This window comes from Intrasporangium sp. (assembly GCF_040414665.1).
Taxonomy (GTDB): domain Bacteria; phylum Actinomycetota; class Actinomycetes; order Actinomycetales; family Dermatophilaceae; genus Intrasporangium.
Map to the genome: position 1 here is coordinate 17,468 of NZ_JBEDUL010000062.1, position 26,616 is coordinate 44,083.

At 68.7% G+C, this 26,616-nt stretch carries 24 protein-coding genes; 15 read left to right on the forward strand and 9 right to left on the reverse strand.

Annotation, left to right across the window (positions count from 1 at the left end):
• The first annotated feature begins 72 nt into the window (after nt 1-72).
• On the forward strand, nt 73-381 hold the full coding sequence (locus tag ABF401_RS06770; protein WP_353508779.1) for a hypothetical protein: 309 nt from the start codon (nt 73-75) through the stop codon (nt 379-381).
• A gap of 68 nt (nt 382-449) precedes the next feature.
• Here ABF401_RS06770 and ABF401_RS06775 read toward each other — a convergent pair whose 3' ends face one another.
• The 5 genes from ABF401_RS06775 to ABF401_RS06795 all read right to left on the reverse strand — a co-directional run bounded on the left by ABF401_RS06775 (nt 450) and on the right by ABF401_RS06795 (nt 6,437).
• Nucleotides 450-611 (reverse strand): hypothetical protein, encoded by a 162-nt coding sequence (locus ABF401_RS06775; protein ID WP_353508780.1) that lies wholly within the window; start codon nt 609-611, stop codon nt 450-452.
• Between the two features lie 215 nt (nt 612-826).
• A complete protein-coding gene (ychF, locus tag ABF401_RS06780; RefSeq protein WP_353508781.1) occupies nt 827-1,930 on the reverse strand; it encodes a redox-regulated ATPase YchF in 1,104 nt (367 codons plus the stop codon).
• Between the two features lie 192 nt (nt 1,931-2,122).
• Nucleotides 2,123-4,663 (reverse strand): ABC transporter permease, encoded by a 2,541-nt coding sequence (locus ABF401_RS06785; protein WP_353508782.1) that lies wholly within the window; start codon nt 4,661-4,663, stop codon nt 2,123-2,125.
• Nucleotides 4,664-4,665: 2 nt separating this feature from the next.
• A complete protein-coding gene (locus ABF401_RS06790; RefSeq protein WP_353508783.1) occupies nt 4,666-5,466 on the reverse strand; it encodes an ABC transporter ATP-binding protein in 801 nt (266 codons plus the stop codon).
• 125 nt (nt 5,467-5,591) lie between these two features.
• Nucleotides 5,592-6,437, reverse strand: a complete 846-nt coding sequence (locus ABF401_RS06795) for a thioesterase family protein (RefSeq protein WP_353508784.1) — start codon at nt 6,435-6,437, stop codon at nt 5,592-5,594.
• 94 nt (nt 6,438-6,531) lie between these two features.
• Here ABF401_RS06795 and ABF401_RS06800 point away from each other — a divergent pair, with 94 nt between their 5' ends.
• The 4 genes from ABF401_RS06800 (at nt 6,532) to ABF401_RS06815 (ending at nt 10,246) form a co-directional block, all read left to right on the forward strand.
• Entirely contained in the window at nt 6,532-7,038 is a 507-nt protein-coding gene (locus ABF401_RS06800) for a hypothetical protein (protein ID WP_353508785.1), read from the forward strand.
• 20 nt (nt 7,039-7,058) lie between these two features.
• Entirely contained in the window at nt 7,059-7,127 is a 69-nt protein-coding gene (locus tag ABF401_RS06805; RefSeq protein ID WP_502908202.1) for a M15 family metallopeptidase, read from the forward strand.
• A gap of 78 nt (nt 7,128-7,205) precedes the next feature.
• Nucleotides 7,206-8,411, forward strand: a complete 1,206-nt coding sequence (locus ABF401_RS06810; RefSeq protein ID WP_353508786.1) for a DNA recombination protein RmuC — start codon at nt 7,206-7,208, stop codon at nt 8,409-8,411.
• 128 nt (nt 8,412-8,539) lie between these two features.
• Entirely contained in the window at nt 8,540-10,246 is a 1,707-nt protein-coding gene (locus ABF401_RS06815; protein ID WP_353508787.1) for a substrate-binding domain-containing protein, read from the forward strand.
• A 43-nt stretch (nt 10,247-10,289) separates the two neighbouring features.
• On the opposite strand, the gene ABF401_RS06820 is transcribed toward ABF401_RS06815, so the two are convergent.
• Nucleotides 10,290-11,309 carry a 4-hydroxy-3-methylbut-2-enyl diphosphate reductase gene (locus ABF401_RS06820; protein ID WP_353508788.1) on the reverse strand — a complete coding sequence of 340 codons (1,020 nt, stop codon included), beginning with the start codon at nt 11,307-11,309 and terminating at the stop codon, nt 10,290-10,292.
• Between the two features lie 240 nt (nt 11,310-11,549).
• Here ABF401_RS06820 and xseA point away from each other — a divergent pair, with 240 nt between their 5' ends.
• Nucleotides 11,550-12,866 (forward strand): exodeoxyribonuclease VII large subunit, encoded by a 1,317-nt coding sequence (gene xseA / locus ABF401_RS06825; RefSeq protein WP_353508789.1) that lies wholly within the window; start codon nt 11,550-11,552, stop codon nt 12,864-12,866.
• A 10-nt stretch (nt 12,867-12,876) separates the two neighbouring features.
• Nucleotides 12,877-13,167, forward strand: a complete 291-nt coding sequence (locus tag ABF401_RS06830) for an exodeoxyribonuclease VII small subunit (protein ID WP_353508790.1) — start codon at nt 12,877-12,879, stop codon at nt 13,165-13,167.
• 68 nt (nt 13,168-13,235) lie between these two features.
• Here ABF401_RS06830 and ABF401_RS06835 read toward each other — a convergent pair whose 3' ends face one another.
• Nucleotides 13,236-13,820: a DUF4245 family protein gene (locus ABF401_RS06835; RefSeq protein ID WP_353508791.1), complete on the reverse strand. Its 585-nt coding sequence runs from the start codon at nt 13,818-13,820 to the stop codon at nt 13,236-13,238.
• Nucleotides 13,821-13,916: 96 nt separating this feature from the next.
• On the opposite strand from ABF401_RS06835, the gene glpX reads away from it, so the two are divergent.
• From glpX to ABF401_RS06875, 8 genes are all read left to right on the forward strand, one after another.
• Entirely contained in the window at nt 13,917-14,909 is a 993-nt protein-coding gene (gene glpX / locus ABF401_RS06840; protein ID WP_353508792.1) for a class II fructose-bisphosphatase, read from the forward strand.
• A gap of 11 nt (nt 14,910-14,920) precedes the next feature.
• A complete protein-coding gene (locus tag ABF401_RS06845) occupies nt 14,921-15,907 on the forward strand; it encodes a PfkB family carbohydrate kinase (protein WP_353508793.1) in 987 nt (328 codons plus the stop codon).
• A 119-nt stretch (nt 15,908-16,026) separates the two neighbouring features.
• Nucleotides 16,027-17,760: a substrate-binding domain-containing protein gene (locus ABF401_RS06850; RefSeq protein WP_353508794.1), complete on the forward strand. Its 1,734-nt coding sequence runs from the start codon at nt 16,027-16,029 to the stop codon at nt 17,758-17,760.
• A gap of 292 nt (nt 17,761-18,052) precedes the next feature.
• Nucleotides 18,053-19,405 carry an ABC transporter substrate-binding protein gene (locus ABF401_RS06855; RefSeq protein ID WP_353508795.1) on the forward strand — a complete coding sequence of 451 codons (1,353 nt, stop codon included), beginning with the start codon at nt 18,053-18,055 and terminating at the stop codon, nt 19,403-19,405.
• Nucleotides 19,402-20,550, forward strand: a complete 1,149-nt coding sequence (locus ABF401_RS06860) for a carbohydrate ABC transporter permease (protein WP_353508796.1) — start codon at nt 19,402-19,404, stop codon at nt 20,548-20,550. The genes ABF401_RS06855 and ABF401_RS06860 overlap by 4 nt, the downstream gene beginning before the upstream one ends.
• Nucleotides 20,547-21,410: a carbohydrate ABC transporter permease gene (locus tag ABF401_RS06865; protein ID WP_353508797.1), complete on the forward strand. Its 864-nt coding sequence runs from the start codon at nt 20,547-20,549 to the stop codon at nt 21,408-21,410. The genes ABF401_RS06860 and ABF401_RS06865 overlap by 4 nt, the downstream gene beginning before the upstream one ends.
• 119 nt (nt 21,411-21,529) lie before the next feature.
• The gene (locus ABF401_RS06870; protein WP_353508798.1) at nt 21,530-23,251 is read left to right on the forward strand and encodes a fumarate hydratase; all 1,722 of its coding nucleotides are present in this window, start codon (nt 21,530-21,532) and stop codon (nt 23,249-23,251) included.
• Nucleotides 23,248-23,763: a beta-class carbonic anhydrase gene (locus tag ABF401_RS06875; RefSeq protein ID WP_353508799.1), complete on the forward strand. Its 516-nt coding sequence runs from the start codon at nt 23,248-23,250 to the stop codon at nt 23,761-23,763. Before ABF401_RS06870 ends, ABF401_RS06875 begins: the two co-directional genes overlap by 4 nt.
• 55 nt (nt 23,764-23,818) lie before the next feature.
• Here the strand turns inward: ABF401_RS06875 and ABF401_RS06880 are convergent, their stop codons facing one another.
• A complete protein-coding gene (locus tag ABF401_RS06880) occupies nt 23,819-25,003 on the reverse strand; it encodes a low temperature requirement protein A (RefSeq protein WP_353508800.1) in 1,185 nt (394 codons plus the stop codon).
• Nucleotides 25,004-25,120: 117 nt separating this feature from the next.
• Nucleotides 25,121-26,616: M3 family metallopeptidase (locus ABF401_RS06885; protein ID WP_353508801.1), on the reverse strand; the 1,496-nt coding region annotated here is incomplete at its 5' end.

Consider the following 26,616-nt stretch of genomic DNA (forward strand, 5'->3'; position numbering starts at 1 on the left):
CCCTCGACCCCGCGGGTGGACCGCCGTCCCCGAAAAGCCCCCGCGGTCGGCCCCGGCAAGATATGAAGGGACATGCCCAACTGGGACGCCCTGAGCAAGCTCATCGGCTGGATCCCCGGCGCGGCGCTCGGGGGCCTCATCGGCGGGATCCTGGGCCTGCTCGGCTTCGAGTCGGTTGCAACGACGTGCGCCACCCAGACGATCGACGGGCCGTTAGGGCCGCTGACGATGAGCTTGCCGTGCGTGCAGACGGTGTTCGGCGACATCTACGCCGCCACAGGCTTCGCCGCCATGACCGGAGTGATCGGGATGGCGATCGGGATCGTGGGTCAGCTTGTCCACCAAGCAGTGACGAAGCCGGCTCCCGACGCAGGCCGTTAGACGTTGAAGCGGAACTCGACCAAGAGACCTCCGGTCATGGAAGAAACGCAGCGTGGCCGGCACAAGTCTTACGGCGGCCCGTACCGCTCCCACAGTTCATCGCGTAGGGCACCCTGCACCCGCTTGGCATCGAACACGCCCTTGCTGCCCTCGAACTTGCCCTGTTCCAAGTCCGAAATAATGAACCACTCTGGCCCGTAGTCGTCCTCTGTGACTTTCTCGACGGCCATCGAGCCAGCAGACCTTGTAGTCGACACTGTCGTGCCGTTTGCGCCCAAACGGCCAGTACCGGAAGTGACTCACATTCGTGACAAGATGCGCCTCCACCCGTCCGTGACGACGCAATTCCCAGACGGCATCACGGAAGGGGTCAAGTCGCGGGTCGCGAGGGGAGTCTTCCTCGGATGTCATGGCGCCCTGTCTACAGGAGCGCCGTTCGGCCCTGCTACTTCTTAGCGGCAGTTGTTGCACCGTGACGGAATTCGACGACGTCGCCGTCCTGCATGACGTAGTCCTTGCCCTCGATCCGTACCTTGCCGGCCGCCTTGGCCGTCGCCATCGACCCAGCGGCCACCAGGTCGTCGAACGAGACGACCTCCGCCTTGATGAACCCGCGCTGAAAGTCGGTGTGGATGACGCCGGCCGCTTGCGGTGCGGTCCACCCCTTGCCGATCGTCCACGCGCGCGCCTCCTTCGGCCCGGCGGTCAGGTACGTCTGCAGCCCCAGCGTGTGGAACCCCTGTCGCGCGAGCTGGTTCAGCCCGGACTCCTTCGCCCCGAAGCTCTCGAGCAGCTCGAGCGCGTCGTCCGGCTCCATGTCCATCAGGTCCATCTCGAGCTTGGCGTTGAGGAACACCGAGTCCGCCGGGGCCACCGACGCGCCGAGCTCGCGTTTGAGCTCCTCGTCGGCGAGCTGGTCCTCGTCGAGGTTGAAGACGTAGATGAACGGCTTCGTCGTCAGCAGACCCAGCCCCCTCGCCAGCTCCGCGTCCACCCCGGCAGCGAGCCCAGCGGCATACAGCGTCTTGCCCTCCTCGAGCACCTGCTGCGCGGCGAGCGCGGTGGCGAGGACCGCCTGGTCCGTCTTCTTGCCCTTGACCTCCTTGTCGAGGCGGGGCACCGCCTTCTCGAGCGTCTGGAGGTCGGCGAGGACGAGCTCCGTCTCAATGGTCTCGATGTCGCCGGCGGGGTCGACCTTGCCGTCGACATGGGCGACATCGTCGTCGGTGAAGACCCGCACGACCTGGCAGATCGCGTCGGACTCGCGGATGTTGGCGAGGAACTTGTTGCCGAGCCCCTCCCCCTCGCTCGCGCCGCGCACGAGTCCGGCGATGTCGACGAAGCTCACCGTGGCCGGCAGGATCCGCTGGGACCCGAAGATCTCCGCGAGCACCCCCAGCCGCTCGTCGGGCAGCGGCACGACGCCGATGTTCGGCTCGATCGTCGCGAACGGGTAGTTCGCGGCGAGCACGGTGTTCTTGGTCAGCGCGTTGAAGAGCGTCGACTTGCCGACGTTGGGCAGTCCGACGATTCCGATGGTGAGGGCCACGGGGTCAAGAGTTTAGTCGCCGTGTGGCGGGCTCCCGACCACGCCGTCGTATGCCGCTGAGCTCGCTCTCCGCGCACGCCCGGTCCCAGCCGGGCTGGGCCGGGCGGGTCAACCAGCCGGACGTACATGGGCGGGTGAGCTTGGCGGAGCGGTGGCGCGCCCGCTCGTTCCGGTTGGTTGACCCATCGATGGTCACTCCGTCGCGATGGCGTCGAGGACCTTCATCCGGGAGGCCCGGACGGCCGGCACGATGGCGGCGAGGACGCCGAAGATGACGGCCACGGCGAGGAAGGCCACCAGGCTGCCGACCGGCAGCGCCAGCTCGGTCAGGTCCTCGGACAGGGACTGGCGCAGCAGGACTCCGATGCCCAGGCCCAGCCCCATGCCGAGCAGCGCCCCGAGCAGCGCGATCGCCACCGACTCGAGGGTGACCATTCGTCTCAGCTTGCGCCTGCTGAGGCCGACCGCGCGCAACAGCCCGATCTCCCGGGTGCGCTCGAGGACGCTGAGGCCGAGGGTGTTGACGATGCCGATGACGGCGATGATGACGGCGAGAGCCAGCAGCGCGTAGATGATCGCCAGCAGCTGGTTGATCTGGGCGCTCACCATCTCGGTGAATTCCACCTTGTCCTGGACCGACACGATCGGAATGCCCTTGACGACCCGGTCGAGCGCCGTCTGGACCGCCGCGAGGTCGGCGCCCTCGTCGACGTTGATGCTCAGGGTGACGTCGCTGCGCTTGAGACCGGCCTGCTCCAAGACCGACATCGGGACCGTGATCGAGCCGGTGGCATAGGACTCCTCGATGATGCCGGCGACCTTGAGGTCGATGGACTTGCCGCCCGGGAAGGCGACGGCGAGGACGTCCCCGATCCCGACGGAGTGGTCGGCCGCGGTGTCCTTGGTGAGGAGCACCTCGTCACCGGAGATCGCCTGCGTCCCCGCCACCATGTCGAGCTGGTAGATCTGGTCGAAGCTCGCGTCGTTGCCGGTCACCGTGGCCTGCTCGCCGCCGACCAGGGCGGGGGTGTACTGCTGACGGCTGACCGTCGCGACGCCGTCCACGCGCTCCATCTGGTCGCCGATGCTCGTCGGGAAGCTCTGGAAGGTCGGCGACTGGACGAGGAAGTCGCTGCGGAACTGCTCGTCGATCACCGCCGCGTTGGTCCTGTCCGTAGAGGCAGCGAGCACGCCGACGGCTGACACGACGGCGAGGCCGATCATCAGGGCCGAGGCAGTCGCACCCGTCCGGCGCGGGTTGCGCAGTGCGTTCTCGCCAGCGAGGCGGCCTGCCGTGCCGAACACGCGGCCGAAGACCGCCCGGCAGGCGACGAGGACGGGGTGGCCGAGAACGGGGGCCAGTACCGCGACGGTGACGACCCAGATCACCGCGCCGGCTCCGATCCACAGGGCGCTGCTCCCCGGCGCGTCGGTGAAGCCGGCCACGACGAGCGCGCCGCCGAGGACGAGGGCGATCGTGCCGAAGAGCAGCCGGCGGTGCATGCCCTTCTCCTGGACGGTCAGGTCGTCCCGTAGCGCCGCGACCGGCGAGACCTTCGACGCCCGGCGCGCCGGCACGAGGGCGGCCACCATGGTGACGATGATGCCGACGACGTACGCCGCCGCGACGGTGCCCAGGTTCAGCGTGAGCACATCGCCGGAGATGTCGAGGCCGATGGCGCGGAACACCGCGGCCAGGGCGCGCGACAGGCCGAGCCCGAGCAGCAGGCCGAGCGTGCTGCCGACAAGCGCCATGAGGAGGGCCTCGATCAGCACTGACCGGGTCACCTGCTTCTTGCTCGCCCCAAGGGCTCGCAGCAGGGCGGACTCGCGCACGCGCTGGCCGACGAGGATCGAGAACGTGTTGAAGATGATGAACGCGCCGACGACGATCGCGATGACCGCGAAGGCGGTGAGGAAGGTCGAGAAGACGCCGAGGAACTGCCCGACCTGGTCCTGCGACTCCTTCACGACCTGATCGCCGGTGATTGCCGTGAAGCCCGCAGGCACGACCTTCTTGGCGGCTGCGACGAGCTCGTCCTGGGTCACCCCGTCGGCGGCCGTGAGTGCGACCGACGTGAAGGCGTCCCGCCCGCCGAGGAAGATGTCCTGTGCCTGCCCCGTCTCCAGCAGCACGAGGGTCGCCCCGGCGGTGCCGCCGCCGTTGAGGTTGCCCGTCCCGACCAGCTCGAACGTCCTCCTGGGCTCCCCGAAGGGCACGATGAGCGACACGGTGTCGCCGATCCGGTAGTTGCCGCGCTCTGCCGAGGACGCGTCGAGGGCCACCTCGCCAGCTCGCTCCGGCCAGCGGCCCGAATCGAGCTCCAGGACCGGCTCACCGAGCATGTTCTCGCTCTCGGCGTAGTTGAAGGCAAGGGTGGGGGCACCCTGTCCGCCGACCACCTTGCCGTCCTTGCCGAGCAGGTAGGAGCCCAGTCCGTCGACCGACCCCGCCGCCCTGGCCACTTCAGGGAGCGCGTCCAGCCGGGCGACGTCGTCAGGTGACAGCAGGGCCGACGTCCCTGCCCCGGCGGCCTCGAAGGAGACCTCGCCCTCGGTGCGGACGATCCCGTCCTGCGTCGAGCCCTTGATGATGTTGTCGAAGGTGGCGTTGAGTCCGCTGCTGAAGGCCATCACGCCGGCGAGGAAGCCGATGCCGAGCACGATGGCGAGCGTGCTCATGAGGAGGCGCAGCTTGCGCGCTACGAGGTTGCGCCAGGTCAGGCGGAGCATGGTCAGCCCGCCACCTTCGCGTCGGCGGTGGCTCGCTGGGCGGCCGACGTGGCCGCGGCGTCGTGGAGCCGCGCCATCCGCTCGAGGATCTGGTCCCGGTCCGGAGCGCGCAGCTCATCGACGATCCGGCCGTCGGCGAGGAAGAGCACCCGGTCGGCGTAGGACGCCGCCACGGGGTCGTGTGTGACCATGACGACCGTCTGGCCGAAGTCGTCGACGCTGCGACGCAGGAAGCCGAGGACCTCGGCCCCGCTCGTGCTGTCGAGGTTGCCGGTCGGCTCGTCGGCGAAGACAATCGAGGGCTTGCTCACGAGAGCGCGAGCACAAGCAACGCGCTGCTGCTGGCCACCGGACAGCTCGGCGGGGCGATGGCCGAGGCGAGGCCGGAGGCCGACCGCGTCGACCACCTCATCGAACCACGCCTGGTCGGGCTTGCGGCCGGCGAGGCTGAGCGGCAGGACGATGTTCTCCTCCGCGCTGAGGGTGGGCACGAGGTTGAAGGCCTGGAACACGAAGCCGATCCGCTCGCGGCGCAGCGCCGTGAGGTCGTTGTCCTTCAGCTGTCCGAGGGCGACGCCGTCGACGACGGCCTCGCCAGAGGTCGGGGTGTCGAGTGCGGCGAGACAGTGCATGAGGGTCGACTTGCCGGACCCCGAGGGGCCCATCACGGCGGTGAACTCGCCGCGCATCAGGTCGACCGTGACACCGTCGAGGGCCCGTACCTGGGCATCGTCCTTCCCGTAGGTCTTCACCAGGTCGACGGCGCTCGCCGCCGCCCCGCGGTTGTCGGAAAGGTCGTTCATCGTGGGTCCCCCAATGTCATAGGTCGGTCAATCACCCGGGCAGTCTCATCTGCAACCCCACTCCCCGACATCAGGGATGCACCCCGATCCGACCCTGATGGCGGTGATCCGACCCCGACGGGAGGTCAGGGGGTCGTGCGCAGGGGACGCACTCCGCACAACTGGCGCGACTGGGCCACGAGGTTGCCGGCCGAGTCCCAGATCCGGGCATCCTCCTCGAGCATCCCTCCGGCGTGGTTCTCCGTTGACAGTACGACCTGCAGCCAGCCCGGCGCCGGGCGCCGGCGGATGTGACCGGTGAACTCGAGGGTCGGCGTCCATCCGTAGAGGCCGAGGTCGAAGGCCACCGGAGGGAACGCGTCGAGGGCCAGGGCGAGCATTGTCGTATCGGGCTCGCGGTGGTCCCGCAGCCGCAGCCAGCCGCGGATCTGACCCTGCATCGACGGCTTGCCCATGGCCCACCCGGCCGTCGCGGGATCAAGGCGCAGGTCGACCCGATCGAGGAAGCTGCTGTGCGCGAGGAACTCTGGCGGGGCCTGTTCCGACGAGAGGCACTCGTGCGGGGGCGGCATCTTCGGCGGCATCGACTGGCGGCTCGCATCGACTTCGTCGAGGTTGCCGAAGGAGGCGATAGCCCGCATCCGCTCGACCTGCCGGCCGTCGACGTCCTGCGAGACGCTCAGCTCGCCGGTTGACAGCAGGCGGCCGGTCCGCATGATCTCGGTGGATACGGTGAAGGCGCCCGGCAGGGACGCCGTCATGAAGTACGCGCTGACGACGACCGGATCGACGTGGCGGGTCTTCTCGTCGGGGTCGTCGGACAGATGCTGCCCCAGGGCGGTGAGCCCCGCCGCCATGACCACACCCCCATTGACGGCATTGCCGATCATCCACGACTCGCTGAAGGTGCCGTGCCGGGTGGCCGCTGTGTTCCCGGGCTCGAGCCGGATGGCCTCGTCGTACTCGCTCACACGTCGTGTTGTAGCAGACGCCCCTCAGGGTCGAGACAACCATCGCCCTGCCGTGCGACATCTTCCCGGTAACAACACGCGAAAGGGGGACACCATGTCTCCAACGAAAGTGCTGCCATTCGCGGGCCTCGGGTCAACGATGCTGCTTGCGGGCTCCCTCGTGCCCCCGGGCGCCCCTGCCCCGGCGGCCGCCGCAGACGCCACCCAGCTCATCTCGACGTCCGACCCCATCCAGGCCGTGATCAAGACGGTCACCACCGCGGACGTCAGGTACACGTGGCGCGCCGGCTGCCCGGTCGCGCCGGCGCGCCTGCGCAAGGTCGAGATGAACTACCGGAGATACGACGGCACCATCAAGCGCGGCGTCCTCATCGTCCGGGCGTCACATGCCTCGGCGGTCGCAGCGATCTTCCGCGACGCCTACCGGAATGGCTTCCGGATCAACCGGATGGACAACCCGAACCTCTGGTACGGCAACGACGAGAAGATGATGGCCGCCGACAACACCTCGGCCCTGAACGCCTTCGCCATCACCATCGCCGACCGGATGCCGGCGCGGAGAACCTCTAACCATCAAATGCCAGTTCCACCGTTGTTCTGACAGACCCGACCAAGAACATCATCAACCGGGGTGGGATCTGGGGTGGTTCCTGGCGCTATCCCGACTACCAGCACTTCGAGCTGCATTGAGCCTTGGGTCAATGCTGCGCGTGGTGGTCCCGCGTGGTGGTCCCGCATGCTGTCGGTGCGCTCTGCCACGGTTGCGCCATGGATGCACCAGCGCTGCTCAGCGGTCTCGTCGTCGGGCTGGTCCTCGGCGGGCTCATCGCCTTCGTTTGGGCGCGGGGCTCGTTCCTGTCACGGGCGACTGCCGCGGAGGCCGAGCGAGACCTGCTGCTCGGGCGCGTGGAGGATCTCGAGCTGGCGCGCGCCGAGTCCGCCGATACGGCCACCCTCCTGGCGCCGCTCCGGGACACGATCGGTCGGGTCGAGCGGCAGGTGGGCGCCCTCGAGCGCGATCGGGTGGAGCAGTTCGGCGAGCTCGGCGAACGGCTCACAGCCGTGAGCCGATCGACGGAGTCACTCCGATCCGAGACGGCCACCCTGGCGGGCGCCCTCAGCGCCTCCTCGGTTCGCGGCGCCTGGGGCGAGGTCCAGCTGCGCCGGGTCCTCGAGCTGTCCGGGCTGTTGGCGCGGTGCGACTTCGACGAGCAGGTCACGCGGACCTCGCGCCACGGCGCAACGGTGCGGCCGGACGCGGTGATCAACCTGCCGGGTGGGCGCCACGTCGTGGTCGACAGCAAGGCACCCATGTCCCACTTCCTTCAAGCCCAGGCAGAGACGGTGGGGGCTGAGGAGCGCGCCGAGCTGCTCGGCTCGCATGCCACCGCGCTGCGCCGTCACGTCGACACCCTCGCTGGCAAGGCGTACTGGACCGCCTTCAGCCGCGCGCCGGAGGTCGTGGTGTGTTTCGTCCCTGGCGAGGCCATTCTCGGTGCCGCGCTCGCCGACGACCCCGGGCTCTATGAGCACGCCCTCGGCCGCAAGGTCGTGCTCGCCTCACCCGGCACGCTCTTTGCCGTGCTCCGCACCATCGGCGCCGTCTGGCAGCAGGACGCGCTCGAGCAGAATGCACGCGACCTGCTGGCCCTCGGCCAGGATCTGCACGTCCGCCTGTCGACCCTCGGGACCCACGTCACGTCCATGGGACAGTCGCTTGCGCGCAGCGTCGAGCACTACAACCGGTTCGTCGGGACGCTCGAGTCACGCGTCCTCGTCACAGCGCGCCGACTCCACGAGCTGGGGATCGGCCAGGACCCCGCGCCGAGCGTCGACCCGCTCGAGTCGGCGCCACGATCGTTGAGCGCGCCAGAACTGCTCGACGACCTCGGTCGCGCGGCACGGGACGGCGCACATCTGGCCCGCGAGCGGGTGACGGATCGGCCAGCGGCGTCAACCGAGGCCACCGCCTAGGTCCGACAAACCCCGCGCAGTCCGGCGCCCAACGTCGCGAGTGGGGCACGAATGTCGCATTTGGGGCGGACCGGAGTGGACTTCCGGAGGTTACCCCCAGACAATTGCCGCGTGGATGGTGGTGCGCAGTGACCGCGGGTGGGGGGCCCGCCCCAGACGAGGAACGTGGTCCGACGGGTCGGCGGATCGGGCCCTACGAGCAGTCGCTCCGTGAGTCGGCCCGTCGCGCCGAGCAGATGCACCGCTCCCGAGTGCGGAAGACACGTCGTCGGCGCGCGATGATCGCGGTGGTGACCATCGTCGCCGTCGCCGCCGCTGGCTTCGCCGGCTGGCGACTGCTCGCTCCCGAACCACCACCCACCGGGGTGCCATCGACGGCAGCGGCCCCCGTCTCGTGCGCGAACCCGACGCCGGTGACCATCGCCGCCGCCCCGGCCGTGGCGCCGATCGTCGCCTCGCTCGCCAAGACACTCAGCACGCACGAGGACGGACCGTGTGCTGCCTTCACGATCCAGGCTGTCGAAGCGTTCGCCTCGGCCCGGACGGTGGGCACCTCGGCCGAACCGACGGCCTGGGTCACCGACTCCGCGGAGTGGATCCAGCATGCGCAGTCGCTGGCCGCCCGTGAGCTGACGGTCGGCGCCCCGTTCGCCTCCAGTGGCATCGTCGTGGCGCTGCCCCGTGCGGCGGCTGACGAGCTGGGCAATCAGGCGACCTGGTCCACGATCATGACCGGAGGGACGCCGATCCGCGTCCCGGACCCGAATCGCTCTGCCCTCGGTGCCGCGGCTCTGGGCGCTGCCGCTCCCGGCCTGCCGCCGGCCCAGCTGACCGAGATCGCCAAGGCCAACGCCTCGACGCCAGTGCCGGACCTCGAAGCCGTGGCCCAGTCGAACACACCCCTCGGATCCGTCGTCCCGGCCGCGCAGCTGGTCGCGTTCAACGAGGCGGACTCCCATCAGGACCTGGCTGCGCTTGCGCCGAGCGACGGAGCCGCCTTCCTCCAGTACAGCCTCGTCACGGTCAACCAGAAGCCGGAGGTCGCGAGGCTCATCGCGGACTTCGCCTCGTACCTGTCGACCGACGAAGCCAAGGACACCCTCGCCAAGGCCGGATTCACCACACCGGACGGGCCCGACGCCCGGGTGCCGGCGCCCCTCTACGGCACGGTGACGCAGAAGCCCGCGCCCGAAGCGGCCGTGCTCGCGGGCGTCAGGGGCGCATGGACGAGCGCGGCACCGAAGGCTCAGGCCCTGCTCGCTCTGGACGTCTCCGGCGCGCTGCTTCGCCGCACTCCTGAGGGCACCCGGCTCGACCTCCTGCAGGCAGCGGTCCTGCGCACCATCGCCGGCCTCCCGCCGTCCAACACCCTTGCTCTCTGGGCCTACTCCCTTCACATCGGCACCAAGGGAGACGACTTCCGGCCTCTCCAGGGCGTGGGGGCCCTCAGCGACAGCAAGCACTTCCTCGGTCTCCGCGAGAGCATCGCCGACCTCGACCGGACGGTGGGCGGTGGCCGCGGCCTCTACGACACGATCGCCGCCGCCTACGAGCAGGCCCACTCGACCTTCACCAAGGGCTCGGACAACTCCGTCGTCATCGTCACGGCAGGGCCCAACGAGGACGACTACGGCGCATCCCTCCAGATCCTCACCGACCGCATCACCAAGCTCAAGGATCCGGCCCGTCCCGTGCGGGTCGACATCATCGGCTTCGGCACGGAGCCGGATGCCAAGGCGATGACCGCCATCGCGAAGCTGACCGGCGGCCGCTACCTACCTGCACCGGAGCCGGCCGACCTGGACGCCGCCCTGTCGACGGCGTTGGGCGGCTGACCCAGGGCCCGGCGGTCCCGTGGCCGTCGGGGGCCAAGGGTCGTCAGTGGAGCGAGCCGGCGTCCTCGAACGCGGCGTCATGGCGGACCGACCCTGCCTCGTTCCCCGAGAGGCGCTTGATGTCGCGGCGCAGCTCGTTGGGCAGGGCGAAAAGGAGTGACTCCTCGGCGGCCACCACCGGCTCGACCGACTCGTAGCCCCGCGCCGCGAGCCATGCCAGCACGTCCCGGACGAGCACCTCGGGCACGCTCGCGCCCGACGTCACCCCGACGGTGGAGACTCCATCGAGCCAGGCCTCGTCGATCTCGTCGGCATAGTCGACGAGGTGCCCGGCACCCGCGCCGTGCTCGAGCGCGACCTCGACGAGGCGGACGGAGTTCGACGAGTTGCGCGACCCGACGACGATCATGAGATCGGTGTCCTTCGCCATCTGCTTGACGGCCCCCTGGCGATTCTGCGTCGCGTAGCAGATGTCGTCGCTCGGCGGGCTCTGCAGGGCGGGAAACTTCTCCTTGAGCCGTTTGACCGTCTCCATCGTCTCGTCGACCGACAGCGTGGTCTGGGAGAGCCACACGACCTTCTCGGGGTCGCGGACCGTGACGTTGTCGACGTCGTCGGGCCCCTCGACGAGCGTGATGTGCTCTGGCGCCTCGCCGGAGGTGCCGACGACCTCCTCGTGGCCCTCGTGGCCGATGAGCAGGATGTCATAGTCGTCGTCTGCGAAGCGGACTGCCTCGCGGTGCACCTTGGTCACGAGGGGGCAGGTCGCATCGATCGTCTTGAGGCTGCGAGCGCGAGCCTCGTCGTGGACGACCGGGGCGACCCCGTGCGCCGAGAAGATGACCGTGGCGCCCTCGGGCACCTCCTCGGTCTCCTCGACGAAGATCGCACCGCGCTTCTCGAGGGTGCTGACGACGTGCTTGTTGTGGACGATCTGCTTGCGGACATAGACCGGCGGCCCATAGAGCTCGAGCGCCTTCTCCACCGTCACGACCGCGCGGTCGACGCCGGCGCAGTAGCCACGGGGAGCGGCGAGGAGGACCTTCTTCTCGGGCTGAGTCATGCGTCCATGCTAGGTGGGCGGGTGGTGGCAGCCCCAATCGTGGCCGTATGCCGCTCGCCTGGCTCTCCGGCACTGGAGCCTCACGCGGGCTGGCCCACTGATTCGTGAGGCGAATCAGTGGGTCGCTGATCTGCAACACACTGATTCGTGAGGGTGATCAGCGGGCCAGGCCCGGGCCGCAGGTCCAACGGCGCGCTCCCCCGCGGCCGAACCCGGCGGCATACGACCTATCTTAGGGCTGTGTCCGCGAACCCGTTGCCACACCCGCTCCCGGAGAAGGCGGCCGACACCACCGCCGAACGGCCTTGGCCGGTGCGCCTCCTGAGCATCAAGATCGCCGACTACGTCGACCGGATGTCCCAGCTGTGGGTCGAGGGCCAGGTCGTCCAGTTCAACCCACGGGGCGGCACGGCGTTCCTCACCCTGCGGGACCCGGACGTCGACATGTCGCTGTCCGTGTCCGTGCCGATGAATGCCGTCAACGCGATGGCCACTCCCCTGACTCAGGGCGCTCGAGTCGTCCTGCAGGCCAAGCCGACGTTCTGGACCAAGCGTGGCACGCTTCAGCTCGAAGCACGGCAGATCCGTCCTGTCGGCATCGGGGACCTGCTGGCCCGGGTGGAGATGCTCAAGCGGACCTTGGCGGCGGAGGGCGTCTTCGATGCCGAGCGCAAGCGGCCCATCCCTTTCCTCCCGCGGCGGGTCGGACTGGTGACGGGTCGCAACTCGGCAGCCGAGAAGGATGTCGTCGAGAACGCGAGGCGGCGCTGGCCCGCAGTCCGCTTCGAGATCCGGGAGGTTGCGGTCCAGGGCAGCGCCGCCGTCACCGAGGTCGTGGCTGCCCTCGCCGACCTCGATGCCAGGGCAGAGGTGGACGTCATCGTCATCGCACGTGGGGGTGGGGCGTTGGAGGAGCTGTTGCCCTTCTCGAACGAGGCGATGATCCGGGCCGTGGCGGCGGCCCGCACGCCGGTCATCAGCGCCATTGGCCATGACGTCGACCAGCCGCTGCTCGACCTCGTTGCCGACTGGCGCGCGTCGACGCCGACGGATGCCGGCAAGAAGGTCGTTCCCGACGCGGCCCGTGAGACCGCCCTCGTCACTGGCAGTCGTGACCGTTTGCGCACCGCCGCCTCCCGGCGGCTCGAGGGCGAGCGGCGGGGGCTGCGCTCCCTCGTCAGCCGTCCGGTGCTCGCCGACCCGGTCGCCCACATCCGGGTGCGACGGGAGGAGCTCAAGGGCCTGCGCGAGCGTGCGGCCCTGCGCACGGAGGCGAGGCTGCACCGTGCGGCAGACCAGATCCAACACCTCCGCCGCCAGGTTCTCGCCCTCTCGCCGCAGTCGACCCTGGACCGCGGCTACGCCGTCGTCCAGCACCGGGACGGCCGGGTCGTGATGGACCGCGAGGACGTCGGCGTTGGAGAACTGCTCCGCGTGCGGGTGGCCCGTGGCGACTTCGGAGTGCGGCCGGTGAGCAACGGCACCGAGGAGGTGCGACCGCCAGCCCCACGTCAGGGTCGGACGCCGAGCAGGACACCGTCGAACCCGGCGTCATAGGGTGTCCGGCATGGCTTCCGGCATTGCTGAGGACCCGAACGCGGCATTTCCCGAGATCGCGCAGATGCGCTACGAGGACGCACGCGAGGAGCTCATCGCGATCGTGGCCAAGCTCGAGGCCGGGCAGGTGCCCCTGGAGGACTCCATGCAGCTGTGGCGTCGCGGGGAAGCCCTGGCCGCCCACTGCTCCACGTGGCTCGACGGTGCACAGGCGGAGATCGAGGGGGCCACTCGGGAGCGTGACGCGACATCGTCCAAGGGCACCGGTGACGGGCCCCCGCAGGACCAGCCGAGCGGCTAGGCGTCATCTCGACGCCACGGAGTGGGCACTGCCGCGTGGGAGCGAGCCCAGCGGCATACGGCATCGTCCTAGGAGGCGGGGGCGACCTGGCGCAGGGCGGCGACGAAGGTCTTGAGCTCGTCCTCGGAGGTCGTGCCCGTCACGGCGAGCGTCGTCGTGTCGGAGCCGGCCGCGCGCTCGACGTAGCTGACCTGCGTCCCTGAGCGAGAGACGTAGCGCTCGAAGGTGCGGGCCCCGACGCTGACCGAGCCGTCGCGCGCCCCGTCGTTGACGGACCGGGCCACCCAGCCGGCTGTGACGCCGGTCCCCTCCTTGAGCGCGATGTCGCCACCCGCAGGCGTTTCCCACACCGTGGTGAAGGTCGGGACCTTCTCGGTCCCCGGAGCGTACGTCGCAACAGTGGGAACCCAGCCCTGACCCAGGCCTTGCGGCAGCTCGAGTGGCACGCCGGTCTGGGTCATCGTGGCTCGCGCTTTCCCGAGGGCGTCGACGGCCGGACGGTCCACCTTGTCGATCCGTGGCACGAGGGCGACGAGGGCGGCGACGAGGAGACCGATGAACAGCAGGGACCGAAGCATGTTGGGAAGGGAGCCCATCGAGTAGCGGCTGGGGCGGGGGGCGTCGGTCGTCGACACGGTCTCCGGGACGGTCATGGGACCATCGTCCCCGAGTCCTGCGGCCGCTCCAAACCGGTCCCACGGCCCCGATAGGCTGGCGCCGACCGCGACGCCGCAGAGCCGGAGGACCCCATGAAGCACAGCCCGCCCGATCGCAACCTGGCCCTGGAGCTCGTGCGAGTGACCGAGGCTGCGGCGATGGCGGGCGGTCGCTGGGTGGGGCGGGGTGAGAAGAACAAGGCCGACGGAGCTGCCGTCGAGGCCATGCGGGCCATGATCTCCACGGTCAGCATGAACGGCATCGTCGTCATCGGCGAGGGCGAGAAGGACAACGCCCCCATGCTGTTCAACGGGGAGCACGTCGGTGACGGGACCGGCCTCGAGTACGACGTGGCCGTCGACCCGATCGATGGGACGACGCTGACGGCCAAAGGCATGCCCAACGCGATCTCGGTCATGGCGGTCGCCAACCGCGGCGCCATGTACGACCCTTCCGCGGTGTTCTACATGGACAAGCTGGCCACAGGGCCGGACGCCGCCGACGTCGTCGACATCCGGCTGCCCGTCGCGGAGAACATCCGCCGTGTCGCCAGGGCGAAACGCGAGACGACGGCCGACGTCACGGTCGTCATGCTCGACCGGCCCCGGCACGACAGGCTGGCCGACGAGGTCCGTGCGACGGGGGCCCGCATCCGCTACATCACGGACGGCGACGTCGCCGGCGCGGTCATGGCCGCCCGGCCGAACACCGGTGTCGACCTGCTCCTCGGCATCGGCGGCACGCCCGAGGGCATCATCGCTGCGTGCGCCATCAAGTGCGTCGGCGGGGTCATCCAGGGCAAGCTGTGGCCCAAGGACGACGAAGAGAAGCAGAAGGCCATCGATGCCGGCCACGACCTCGACCGCGTCCTGTCCACGGAAGACCTCGTCACGAGCGACTGCTTCTTCGTGGCGACGGGCGTCACCGACGGCGAGCTGCTCCGGGGCGTCCGCTACGGCAGCAACTCCGCTCGGACCAACTCTCTCGTCATGCGATCGCGCAGCGGGACGATCCGCACGATCGAGAGCGAGCACAACTTCAGCCGTCCGGGCTGGTTCGGCAGCCCGGACATGATCGAGGACTGAAGGCGCCGGCCGTGACCGACCGCCGCCCCCTGGGCAGCGCTCGCCGTGGTCGCACGCTCGTCATCGGGGAGGCGCTCATCGACGCCGTGGCCGCCCCGGGGCGCCGGGGGGATGACGCAGACACCGGCGCCGACGCGACGGTCGAGCACGTGGGCGGCAGCCCCGCGAACGTCGCCGTCGGCCTCGCCGCGCTCGACCACCCGGTCACCCTCGCGACGTGGATCGCGACCGACGACCGCGGCACCCGGATCGCGGATCACTGCCGGGAGCGGGGCGTGGAGCTGACACCCGGGTCGCAGGGCGCCCCCTTCACCTCCGTCGCGCATGCCACCATCGACGGCACGGGCGCTGCGACCTACCGCTTCGAGCTGGAGTGGCAGCTGCCGGCCGTCCCCGGGCTCACCGGATACGAGCACGTGCACACGGGCAGCATCGCGGCGGTCCTCGAGCCGGGCGGCGGCGCGGTTCGGGACACCCTGCGGACCGCACGCCCGACGGCGACGATCTCCTACGACCCCAACGTGCGGCCCGCGCTCATGGGCGACCCCGGTGAGGCGCGTCGGGTCATCGAGGAGTGCGTGGCCCTCTCCGACGTCGTCAAGGTGTCGGACGAGGACCTCGCGTGGTTGCGCCCCGGGGAAGCGGTGGACGACATCGTCGCGGACTGGGCGGGAGGGGGCCCCAGCCTCATCGTGGTGACCCGCGGCGGTCAGGGGGCCCTGGTCAGGCTGACCCGAACCCGTGAGACGCACTTCGCGCCCGTTCCCCCGGTCACGGTCGTCGACACCGTCGGAGCAGGGGACTCGTTCATGGCTGGCCTCATCTCCGGTCTGCTCGACACCGGCCTCGCCGGGGGGCCGGCTGGCCGCGACCGGCTGGGCCGAGCCGAGCTCGCCGACGTCGGGCCCGCGATCGATCGGGCGATCGCCGCCAGTCGGCTGACGGTCGGTCATCCGGGGGCCCATGCCCCGACGCGCGCCGACCTGGCCCGCGGCTGACGCGTCATTCGACAAGTACCGCGGTCCCGAGCAACAATCAACGGCGAATCCCGCGCTATGTTGCCGGTGATTCATGTCGTGACGCCCGCGCCCAGGGCGTCCTCGTGTAAGGAATCCCGTTGACCAACCCCCCACCTCCACAGCGTCCGTCCACCCCGTACGACCAGACCCTCACTGAGACGAGGGCGGCACGGAAGGCGTTCGAGGCCCAGATCGCCGCGGCCCGTCGTCGCCGTCGAGTGGGTGCGATAGCTGCGATCGTGGCTCTCGTCGCTGCTGTCGCGGGAGGAGCGACGTGGTGGCTGGGTCGCGACACCTCGCCCGCCTCGACGCCCGTCGCGAGCCCCTCCGGCAAGAACTGCGACACGCTGACGCCGGTCACTCTCTGGGCGGCTCCCTCGATGCAGCGAGCGGCTCATGAGCTCGCCAAGGTCTACCAGAAGAAGCCCGACTCGCCTTGCGTGAACTACGAGGTGTTCGCCCGCAAGCCGGTCGAGGCCATGCTTGGTCTCGGCAAGGAGCAGCCGGAGCGGCCCGACGCCTGGATCCCCGACTCCCCGCTCTGGGTCGAGCGGGTCAACCAGGTCGCCAAGCTCGGGGCCAAGCAGGTGACGCCGTTCGCCAAGAGCGCCCTCGTCGTCGCCATGGACCGCGGGGAGGCCGACCAGCTCGACGGCAAGGCAGCGTGGCTCGAGCTCGTGGCCTCGGACACGCCGATCCGCCTGACCGATCCCAGGAGCACGACGGCGGGCCTGCTCACGCTCTCGACGACGTTGCCACTGCTCAGCAAGGAACAGGGCCGGGTCATCATCCCCAAGCTGGCCCAGCAGATGGCCGCCTCTGATGACCAGCTCTTCGAGACGTACCTGACCAAGCCGGAGGAGGCCATGGCCTTCCCGACGTCGGAGGCCGCCCTGGCCCAGCACAACCGGTTCAACCCGAAGAACAAGATGGTGGCGGTCGTCCCGTCCGAAGGGACTCCGTCGTTCGAGTACAGCCTCATCACGACGTCCGAGGACCCGGCGCGCAGGAAGGGCATCGACGCCCTGCGCGAGTTCCTCAACACCGCCGAGGCAGCCAAGATCATGGCCACGTTCGGCCTGCGCTCCACCGCTGTCCCCGTGACCCTGCCGACGCCGGAGGGCAGCATCGGCGACATCAAGGCCACGGCGTCGCCGAACGCCGCCCAGGTGGCCGCGGCCACCGACGTCTGGCAGTCCGCGACGACCGACTTCCAGCTCCTCTCGGTCTTCGACGTCTCCGGCTCGATGAACGAGAAGGTCGGCAACACCACCCGTGTGAAGATCACCCAGGAGGCGGCCGGGATCGCGCTCAACGCCCTGCCCAGAACAACCAAGCTCGGCCTCTGGGTCTTCTCGAGCGACAAGGGACCGAACGGGGAGGACTACAAGAAGATCGTGCCGATGGGCGCCCTCTCGGACGAGCAGCACCGGGGCCGGATGGCCGCTGCCGCCGCCTCGCTGGGCAAGGAGGTCGAGGGCTGGACCGGTCTCTATGACACGATCTGGGCGGCCTACCAGGAGGTCAAGGCGAACTATGACCCGGAGCGCGTCAATGCCGTCGTCGTCCTCACGGACGGCAAGAACGAGGACCCGGGTGGCGGCCTCTCCCTCGACCAGCTGATGGCCAACATCCGTCAGGCGACCGACCCGAAGCGGCCCATCGCCATCACGACGATCGGCATCGGCCCGGACGTCGACGCGGAGGCGCTGCGCAAGATCTCGCGCGGCTCGTTCTCGGAGTTCTACGGGGCGCCCAGCCCCGCTGACATGACCACGGTGCTCGCGAAGGCCCTGTTCGACCACGAGTGCAAGGACGGGGTCTGCGTCTGAGCCAAGGCGTGAGGACCCGAGCGAGGAACGAGCGAGGCCCGGAGCGCCGATTCGGCTCAGGCGCCAGAGAATGCGTCTGAGCCCAGGCTGAGGTGATCACGCCACCATCGACCTTGGCCGTATGCCGCTGAGCGCGCTCGCGCTCGGCGGTGACCTCACGCTGCTCTCCTTCACAACGTTTCGCTCACGCCTACTGGCCTCTGTCCCCTGCAGGGGGTAGGAATAGGGCATGTGGGGTGACCCACGTCACGTACCAAGCGGTCAGGTGCACAACCCAGGCGAGGAGTGGCGAATGAGCGGGAACGGTAAACGAGTCATGGTGGCGGGCGGGGCCGTCCTCGCGATGACGCTCATGGCGGGGTGTCTGTCGAGTGGGACCCCGAGTGGTGGCGGCGGCGGAGCAGGCGGCACCGGTAGCTTCGTTGACGGCGGCAGCGCCGACAACGACAAGAAGGTGACCATGCTCGGGACGTTCGGTGGCGACGAGGAGAAGAACTTCCTCGCATCGCTCGCCCCCTTCGAGCAGTCGAGCGGAATCAAGATCCAGTACGTCGCCGACCGAGACTTCGCCACGACCATCAAGCAGAAGGTGAACTCGGGCGACGCGCCGGACATCGGGCTCTTCGCGCAGCCGGGCGGCCTGATGGAGTTCGCGGCCGACAACAAGGTCCAGGCCCTCGACTCGATCCTCGACGTCAACTCGCTCAACTCCTCGCTCGTCCCGGGCCTGCTCGACTCGGCGAAATACAACGGCAAGGTCTACGCCGCCCCGATGAAGCTGGCGGGCAAGAGCCTCGTGTGGTACCCGAAGAAGGCCTACACCGCGGGCGGCTACTCGACCGCACCGGCGACGATGACCGAGCTGCAGGGCGTCGCCGACAAGATCAAGGGCAGTGGGACAGCGCCCTGGTGCATGGGCTGGGAGTCGGCCCAGGACACCGGCTGGGTCGGAACGGACTGGATCGAGCAGTACGTGCTCGGCATGTTCGGTCCTGAGGTCTACGACCAGTGGACGAGCCACAAGATCCCGTTCAACGACCCGCGCATCATCCAGGCGTTCGACGAGTTCGCCAAGATCGCCAAGGGCGACGGCTACGTGCTCGGCGGCCCGAAGGGCGTCCTCAGCACCCCCTTCGGCGAGGCCATGCTTCCGGCCTTCGACAACCCGCCGCGGTGCTTCCTCGAGCGCCAAGGCAACTTCGTCACCTCGTTCCTGCCCAAGAACGTCCAGGCCAACCTCCCCGAGGAGGTCGGGGTCTTCGCCTTCCCGAAGTTCGACAACGGTTTCGACGGTACGGCGATGGTCGGTGCGGCAGACATGGCGGCGCTGTTCAACGGCAATGACCCCGACGCTCAAGCGGTCATGAAGTTCCTCGCCTCGCCCGACTTCGGCAAGGAGTGGGCGAAGGCCGGCGGATGGCTGTCGCCGCACAAGACGTTCGACACGAGCCTGTACGGCGACGAGACCACGAAGCAGGTCGCCGACATCGTCTCCAAGGCGGGCGTCTTCCGTTTCGACGGATCCGACCTCATGCCCAAGGCGGTCGGCTCCGGTACGTTCTGGTCCGAGCTGATCAAGTGGGAGAACGGCCAGTCCTCGAAGGAGACGGCTGACAACATCGAGGCCAGCTGGCCGAAGTCATGAGCACGCAGACCGTCACGCCTCCGCAACGAGCCGCACCGGACGAGGCTTACGCGGCGCTGCGGGCGCGTCCGCGCAAGATCATCATCGGCCTCATCGGGATGGCCGTGGTGGTCTGGGCCCTGGCCAACCTCTTCCTCGCCTTTGGCTACTACCCGGAGCGGTTCGGCAACAAGATCGTCATCGCCCTGCTCGCGATCGTGGCCGGCGTCGCCGGGGCGGCCCTGCTCTTCTGGTTCCTCAACATGTTCGTCGAGGGTCTGCCGGAGCGGCTCACCCAGGGAGTCATCCCCTATGCCTTCCTGATCCCGGGCTTGCTCTTCGTCGCCCTCATGCTGATCTACCCGACGTTCCAGTCGATCAACTACTCGTTCGCCAACTCCGACAGCACGGCCTATGTCGGGCTGCAGAACTACCGGACCATCTTCAGCGACAGCGAGTTCTGGAACGCGATCATCAACAACATCCTGTGGCTGATCATCGTCCCCGCGTTCGTCGTCGCCTTCGGCGTCGTCGTCGCGGTGCTGTCCGACAAGCTGTCAGCCAACGGGGAGAAGTTCGCCAAGAGCCTGATCTTCCTGCCGATGGCGATCTCGGCCGTGAGCGCGTCGGCGATCTGGCTGCTCGTCTACGCGTACAACAACCCCGGGCAGGCGCAGACCGGCCTGCTCAACGCCATCTGGGTGGCACTCGGAGGAGAGCCCCAGGCCTGGCTGCAGATCGAGACGGCCAAGCTCAACTCGATCCTGCTCATGGTCATCCTCATCTGGCTCCAGGCCGGCTTCGCGATGGTCCTGCTCAGCTCGGCCATCAAGGGCGTGCCAGAGGACACGCTCGAGGCCGCCCGCATCGACGGTGCCTCCGAGTGGCAGATCTTCTGGCGGGTCGTGATCCCTCAGATCATGGGCACCATCATCACGGTCTTCGTCACGGTGTTCATCACGGTGCTCAAGGTCTTCGACATCGTCTACGTCACGACCAACGGCGCCTACAACACCAACGTCATCGCCAACCTCTTCTTCAACAAGCTGTTCGGGGCGAGCGAGGCGGGACAGGCCTCGGCCATCGTCGTCGTCCTGCTCGTGGCGGTCATCCCACTCATCTGGTTCCAGATCCGGCACTTCCGCAGCGAGGAGACGAACCGATGAGTCGCAGGCTCATGAAGGACGGACGGCCGCTCAGCCCGTTCTCGATCGCCGTCATGGCAGTCCTGGCGCTGCTGTGGTCCATCCCCACCATCGGCCTGTTCGTCACGTCCTTCCGCAGCCGTGACGACGCCGCCTCGTCCGGGTGGTGGACGGCCCTGTTCAACCCCTTCTCCTCGCAGTGGACCACGAGCAACTACACCGGCGTCTGGGAGGGAAACGACTTCGCCGCCGGGTTCGTCAACAGCATCGCTGTCGCCGTGCCGGCAACGATCATCCCGATCATGTTCGCGGCCTTCGCCGCCTACGCGTTCACCTTCATGAAGTTCCGGTTCAAGGAGCTGCTCTTCCTGCTCATCATCGCGGTCATGGTGGTGCCGATCCACGTCGCGTTCCAGCCGATGCTCAACCTGCTCGGTCCGCGCGGCCTCGGCATCTCCGGTCAGTACATCGCGGTCTGGCTGCTGCACACCGGCTTCGGTATGCCGCTGTGCATCTACGTCCTTCGCAACTACATGACCACGCTGCCGACCAGCGTGGTCGAGTCGGCGAAGATCGACGGGGCAACGCACTTCCAGACGTTCTGGCGGCTCGTGGCACCCATGTCGATCCCCGCCATCGCGGCGTTCGCGACGCTCCAGTTCCTCTGGGTGTGGAACGACCTGCTCGTCGCCAAGCTCTTCCTCAACGCCGACAACGCGACAGTCATCGTCAAGCTCCAGCAGCTGCTCGGCACGCAGGGCCAAGGTCAGGAGCTGCTCACCGCCGGCGCCTTCATCACGATCATCATCCCGATGATCGTCTTCGTGGCGCTCCAGCGGTACATGGTCCGTGGCATGACGTCCGGAGCCGTCAAGGGCTGACCCGTCCACGCACGTGCCCTCCCAGCGCAACTAGGCTGGGAGGGCACGTCCGTATGCCGCCGAGCTGAGCGGCATACGGAAGCGTTCTCCCAGCCCGCCAAACACCCAAGGAGACCTCTGTGGCCGAGTTCGCCTACGAGGACCTGCTGCCGATCGGCAGCGACGAGACGCCCTACCGGCTGCTCACGCAGGAAGGGGTGCGCACGGTCGACGGGCCAGGAGGACGCACGTTCCTCGAGGTCGACCCAGAAGCGCTGCGGCTGCTGACGGAGACAGCGATGCACGACATCGCCCACTACCTGCGCCCCGGGCACCTACGGCAGCTCGCGAACATCCTCGACGACCCGGAAGCGAGCAACAACGACAAGTTCGTCGCCCTCGACCTGCTCAAGAACGCCAACATCGCGGCCGGCGGTGTCCTGCCGATGTGCCAGGACACCGGCACGGCGATCGTCATGGGCAAGCGTGGCCAGCAGGTGCTGACGCCCGGTGTCGACGAGGAGGCGATCAGCCGCGGGGTCTACGACGCGTACACGCGGCTCAACCTGCGCTACTCGCAGTTGGCGCCGGTGACGACGTGGGACGAGCGGAACACCGGGTCCAACCTGCCCGCCCAGGTGGAGCTCTACGCCGACACGGCTCCCGGTCACGAGACGACGTACAAGTTCCTGTTCATGGCCAAGGGCGGCGGCTCGGCGAACAAGAGCTACCTCTACCAGGAGACGAAGGCGATCCTCAACGAGGAGGCGATGATGCGCTTCCTCGACGAGAAGCTCCGGTCGTTGGGGACCGCAGCCTGTCCGCCGTACCACCTCGCCATCGTCATCGGCGGCACGAGTGCCGAGTTCGCTTTGAAGACAGCGAAGTACGCGTCGGCGAAGTACCTCGACACGCTGCCGAAGCAAGGCTCCATGCTGGCGCACGGATTCCGCGACGTCGAGCTCGAGGAGAAGGTGCTCGAGCTGACCCGGCAGTTCGGCATCGGAGCGCAGTTCGGCGGCAAGTACTTCTGCCACGACGTCCGAGTTGTCCGGCTGCCGCGGCACGGGGCGTCCCTGCCCGTCGCGATCGCGGTGTCGTGCTCGGCCGATCGTCAGGTGCTGGGCAAGATCACGCCAGAGGGCGTCTTCATCGAGCAGCTCGAGACCGACCCGGCGCGGTTCCTGCCCGACGAGTCACACGAAGGCCTCGAGGGGTTGGGCGAGCACGCCGAGGACGCGGTCGGAGTCTCGTCGATCAGCAAGAACGTCGTCGTCAGGATCGATCTCAGCCAGCCGATGGACGCCATCCTCGCCGAGCTGTCCAAGCACCCCGTCAAGACGCGCCTGTCGCTGACCGGGCCCTTGGTCGTGGCGCGCGACATCGCCCACGCGAAGATCAAGGAGCGGCTCGACGCGGGCGAGGAGATGCCGCAGTACCTCAAGGACCACCCGGTCTACTACGCCGGTCCGGCCAAGACTCCCGAGGGGATGCCGTCCGGGTCGTTCGGGCCGACGACGGCGGGGCGGATGGACTCCTACGTCGACCAGTTCTTGGCCGCCGGCGGGTCGAAGGTCATGCTCGCCAAGGGCAACCGGAGCAGGCAGGTGACCGACGCGTGCGCGGCTCACGGCGGCTTCTACCTCGGTTCGATCGGCGGGCCGGCGGCGCGGCTCGCGCAGGACTGCATCAAGAAGGTCGAGGTCCTCGAGTACGAGGAGCTCGGCATGGAGGCCGTCTGGCGGATCGAGGTCGAGGACTTCCCGGCGTTCATCGTCGTGGACGACAAGGGCAACGACTTCTTCGCCGAGGTGAGCAAGCCGCTGGCGATGACGATCACGAAGCGGCCGGGTCTCGCATGACCGACAAGATCGAGAACCCGACCGGCTTCGCGGACCTGCTGGACAACAACCGCACCTACTCCGAGAACTTCCATCTCGCCGGCTTCGACGGCATCGCGAAGGCGGGCGTGGCGATCGTCACGTGCATGGACTCGCGCATCGACCCGCTCGGGATCATCGGTCTCGAACCCGGCGACGCGAAGATCTTCCGCAATCCCGGTGGGCGCGTCACCGAGGCGGCACTCGAGGCGCTCGTGCTGGCCACCCACCTGCTCAACGTGAACCGGATCCTCGTCGTGCCGCACACCCGCTGCGCGATGACGTCGAGCACCGAGAACGACCTGCGCCAGCGGATCACCGAGCTGTCGGGGATCGACGCGTCCTGGCAGAGCTTCGGGGTCATCGACGACCAGGTCCAGAAGCTGCGCGAGGACCTGGCGAAGGTCCGCTCGCACCCCCTCATCCCCGACACGGCCCTGGTCGGCGGTTTCATCTACGACGTCGACACCGGTCTGCTCCAGCCCGTCCCCTGACGCCGGGAAACCGCCTACCGCCGCCCTTCGTCGAGTGTGCAGCTCGTCCCGAACGTCACTCGTCGAGCGCCGGGACCAGGTCGCGGCCGGACCAGACGAACTGGGCCACGGCTGCCGCGAGGACAAGCCCGATGAGCAGCACGCTGGCACCGATCGACGGACCGACGAGCGCAGCCACAACGACCAGTCCGGCGGTCACGAGCGCGCTCGTCGCTGAGCTGGCCCGGCCGTCGGCGACGGCGTGCAACACTCCCAAGACGGTGAGGTAGATGGCGATCGCACCGGCGAGAGCCAGGCCGACCAACCGTGTCGACGCGTGCGCCTCGTGCGTCGCCACGTCAACGGCTGCAGCAAGCGCGGCTCCCGTTGCGGCGACACTCGCGAAGACGGCGAAATGCCCGTAGCCAGCGACGAAGTTGTGCCGCAACGGCCCCTCGAACAGCTCCAGGTGGTCGCGCTTGAAGTAGATCCACCAGAGCGAGTAGACGACGAGGAGCCCGCCGACGATGACGGCGAGCAGGTCGCCGGTCACCCCGGATTCGAGCGCTCCCTGAACCGCGAGGACCGCGGCCAGGACGACCTCACCGAGCACGATGATCGTGAAGAGCGCATACCGCTCCGTGATGTGGTGCGGGTGGTGGGGTGTCCGATGTCCACGCTCGGCGAAGAGCGGCACGAGGAGCTCCAGGATGATGCCGATCGCGAACGTCGCATAGAGCCACCGCCGGTCGTCGACCAGCAGCCGCCCGATCCAGAACATTTGGACGAGGGCGATACCCGCCGCGTACCGCAGAGCCGTGGCCCGCCCCGCTGCGTCGCCGGCTGCCGCCCTGAGCCAAAAGCCGACCATCGCCAGGCGCATCACCGCGTAGCCGGACACCACCAGCCCTGACTGTCCGTCGTCGAAGAGGTCCGGGATACCCGCTGCCAACATGAGGGAGCCCGTCATGATGACGAACGTGAGCAGGCGGTAGACGACATCGTCACAGTCGTAGGCCGAGGCGAACCACGTGTAGTTCATCCACGCCCACCAGATGGCGAAGAAGGCCAGCAGGAAACCGACGAGGTCTGCCGCGTGACCCTCGGCGATTCCGTGGTGCCACTGCGCCGCTGCGCTTGCGATCGCGACGACGAAGACGAGGTCGAAGAACAGCTCGAGTGGAGTCGCGACGCGGTGCGGCTCATGCGGGTCGCGCGGTCCCATGAGCCGGCGCAGCGGGACGGTGTTCGTCGGGCTCACGTTCGCCATCCTGCCAGCCCCGGTCATGCTGCGGGTCTCGACACGAAGGCGCTCGACGCGGGCCGAGCGATGCGCTGGGACCGAGCTCAGCGGCATACGGCCGAGTTCTCGTCGGTCTCAGAGGAGGCCGCGGCGCTCGAGGAGGTGGCGCGGGTCGGCGTCCCGTCCCCGGAACTCACGGTAGGACGCCAGGGGATCTGCAGCGCCTCCGATGCCGATGACGTACCGGCGGTATCGGTCGCCGTTCTCGCGCGTGAGCCCGCCGTTCTCGATGAACCAGGCCACGGTGTCGGCGTCAAGCACCTCGCTCCAGATGTAGGCGTAGTACTGCGCATCGTAGGCGTAGGCGAAGGAATGCGCGAAGTAGGTTGACGAATAGCGAGGCGGCACCAAGGGATTCGCAAGCCCAGCGTCTTCCAGCGCGGCTCGCTCAAAGGCACCCACATCCGTCACTGACGCTGCCTCGTCGACGTCGAGGGCATGCCACGCCTGGTCCAGGAGAGCGGCCCCGAGGTACTCGCTCGTCGCGAACCCTTCGCCCCAGGACCGCGAGGCGATGAGGCTGTCCACGAGATCCTGCGGCATCGGCTCGCGCGTCTCGTGGTGGATGGCGTAGTTGGCGAGGACCTCGGGCCAAAGCATCCACATCTCGTTGACCTGGCTGGGGTACTCGACGAAGTCGCGATAGACGCGGGTACCGGCGAAGTGGGGATAGGTGACGCGGGCGAGCAGTCCGTGCAGGGCGTGGCCGAACTCGTGGAAGAACGTGGTGACCTCGTCGTAGGTGAGCAGGGTCGGCTCGCCCTTGGCCGGCTTGGGCACGTTGAGGTTGTTCGTCACGACGGCGTTGGGCTCGTCGAGCAGGGACGACTGGTGGACGAGACTCGTCATCCAGGCGCCGCCCTTCTTGGTGTCCCGCGTGTAGAGGTCGAGCAGGTAGAGCCCGATCGGGGCGCCGTCCTCACGCACCTCGAAGACCCGCACGTCCGGGTGGTAGCCCGGCAGGTCGTGGCGCTCGTGGAAGGTGAGGCCATAGAGCCGCTCGGCCGCGAAGAAGATCCCGTCGCGGAGCACCCGCTCGGCCTCGAAGTAGGGACGCATGGCTGCCGTGTCCACGTGATATGTCGTAGCCCTCACCCGGTTGGAGTAGAAGGCCCAGTCGTGCGCCTCAATCGGGATGCCGGCCTCGATCTCGAGGGCTGCCTGCTCCTTCCGAGCGTTGGCCGCTGCGGCGCGGGCCATCGGGGCGAGTCGCTCACGGACCCGGTCGGGTGAGCCCGCGGTCGAGTCGGCCAGGGCGGCCGCGCCATGGGTGGGGTAGCCCAGGAGCCGGGCCCGCTCTGCCCGGAGCCGGACGATGTCGAGGACGAGCCCACTCGTGTCGTGTTCGTTGCCGCGGCTGCCGCGGGCGCGCTGGGCGTCGTGGAGCCGGCGCCGCAGCGCGCGGTTGGTCAAGGAGGCCAAGTGGGGGTGGTTGGTCGGCAGGACGAGACTGATGAGGTACGAGCCGTCGTGGCCGTGCTCCCTGGCCGCCTCGCCCGCGGCCGAGATCTCGCCGGCGGTGAGCCCATTGAGCTCGGTGACGTCGTCGACCAGCACGGCGAGGTCGTTGG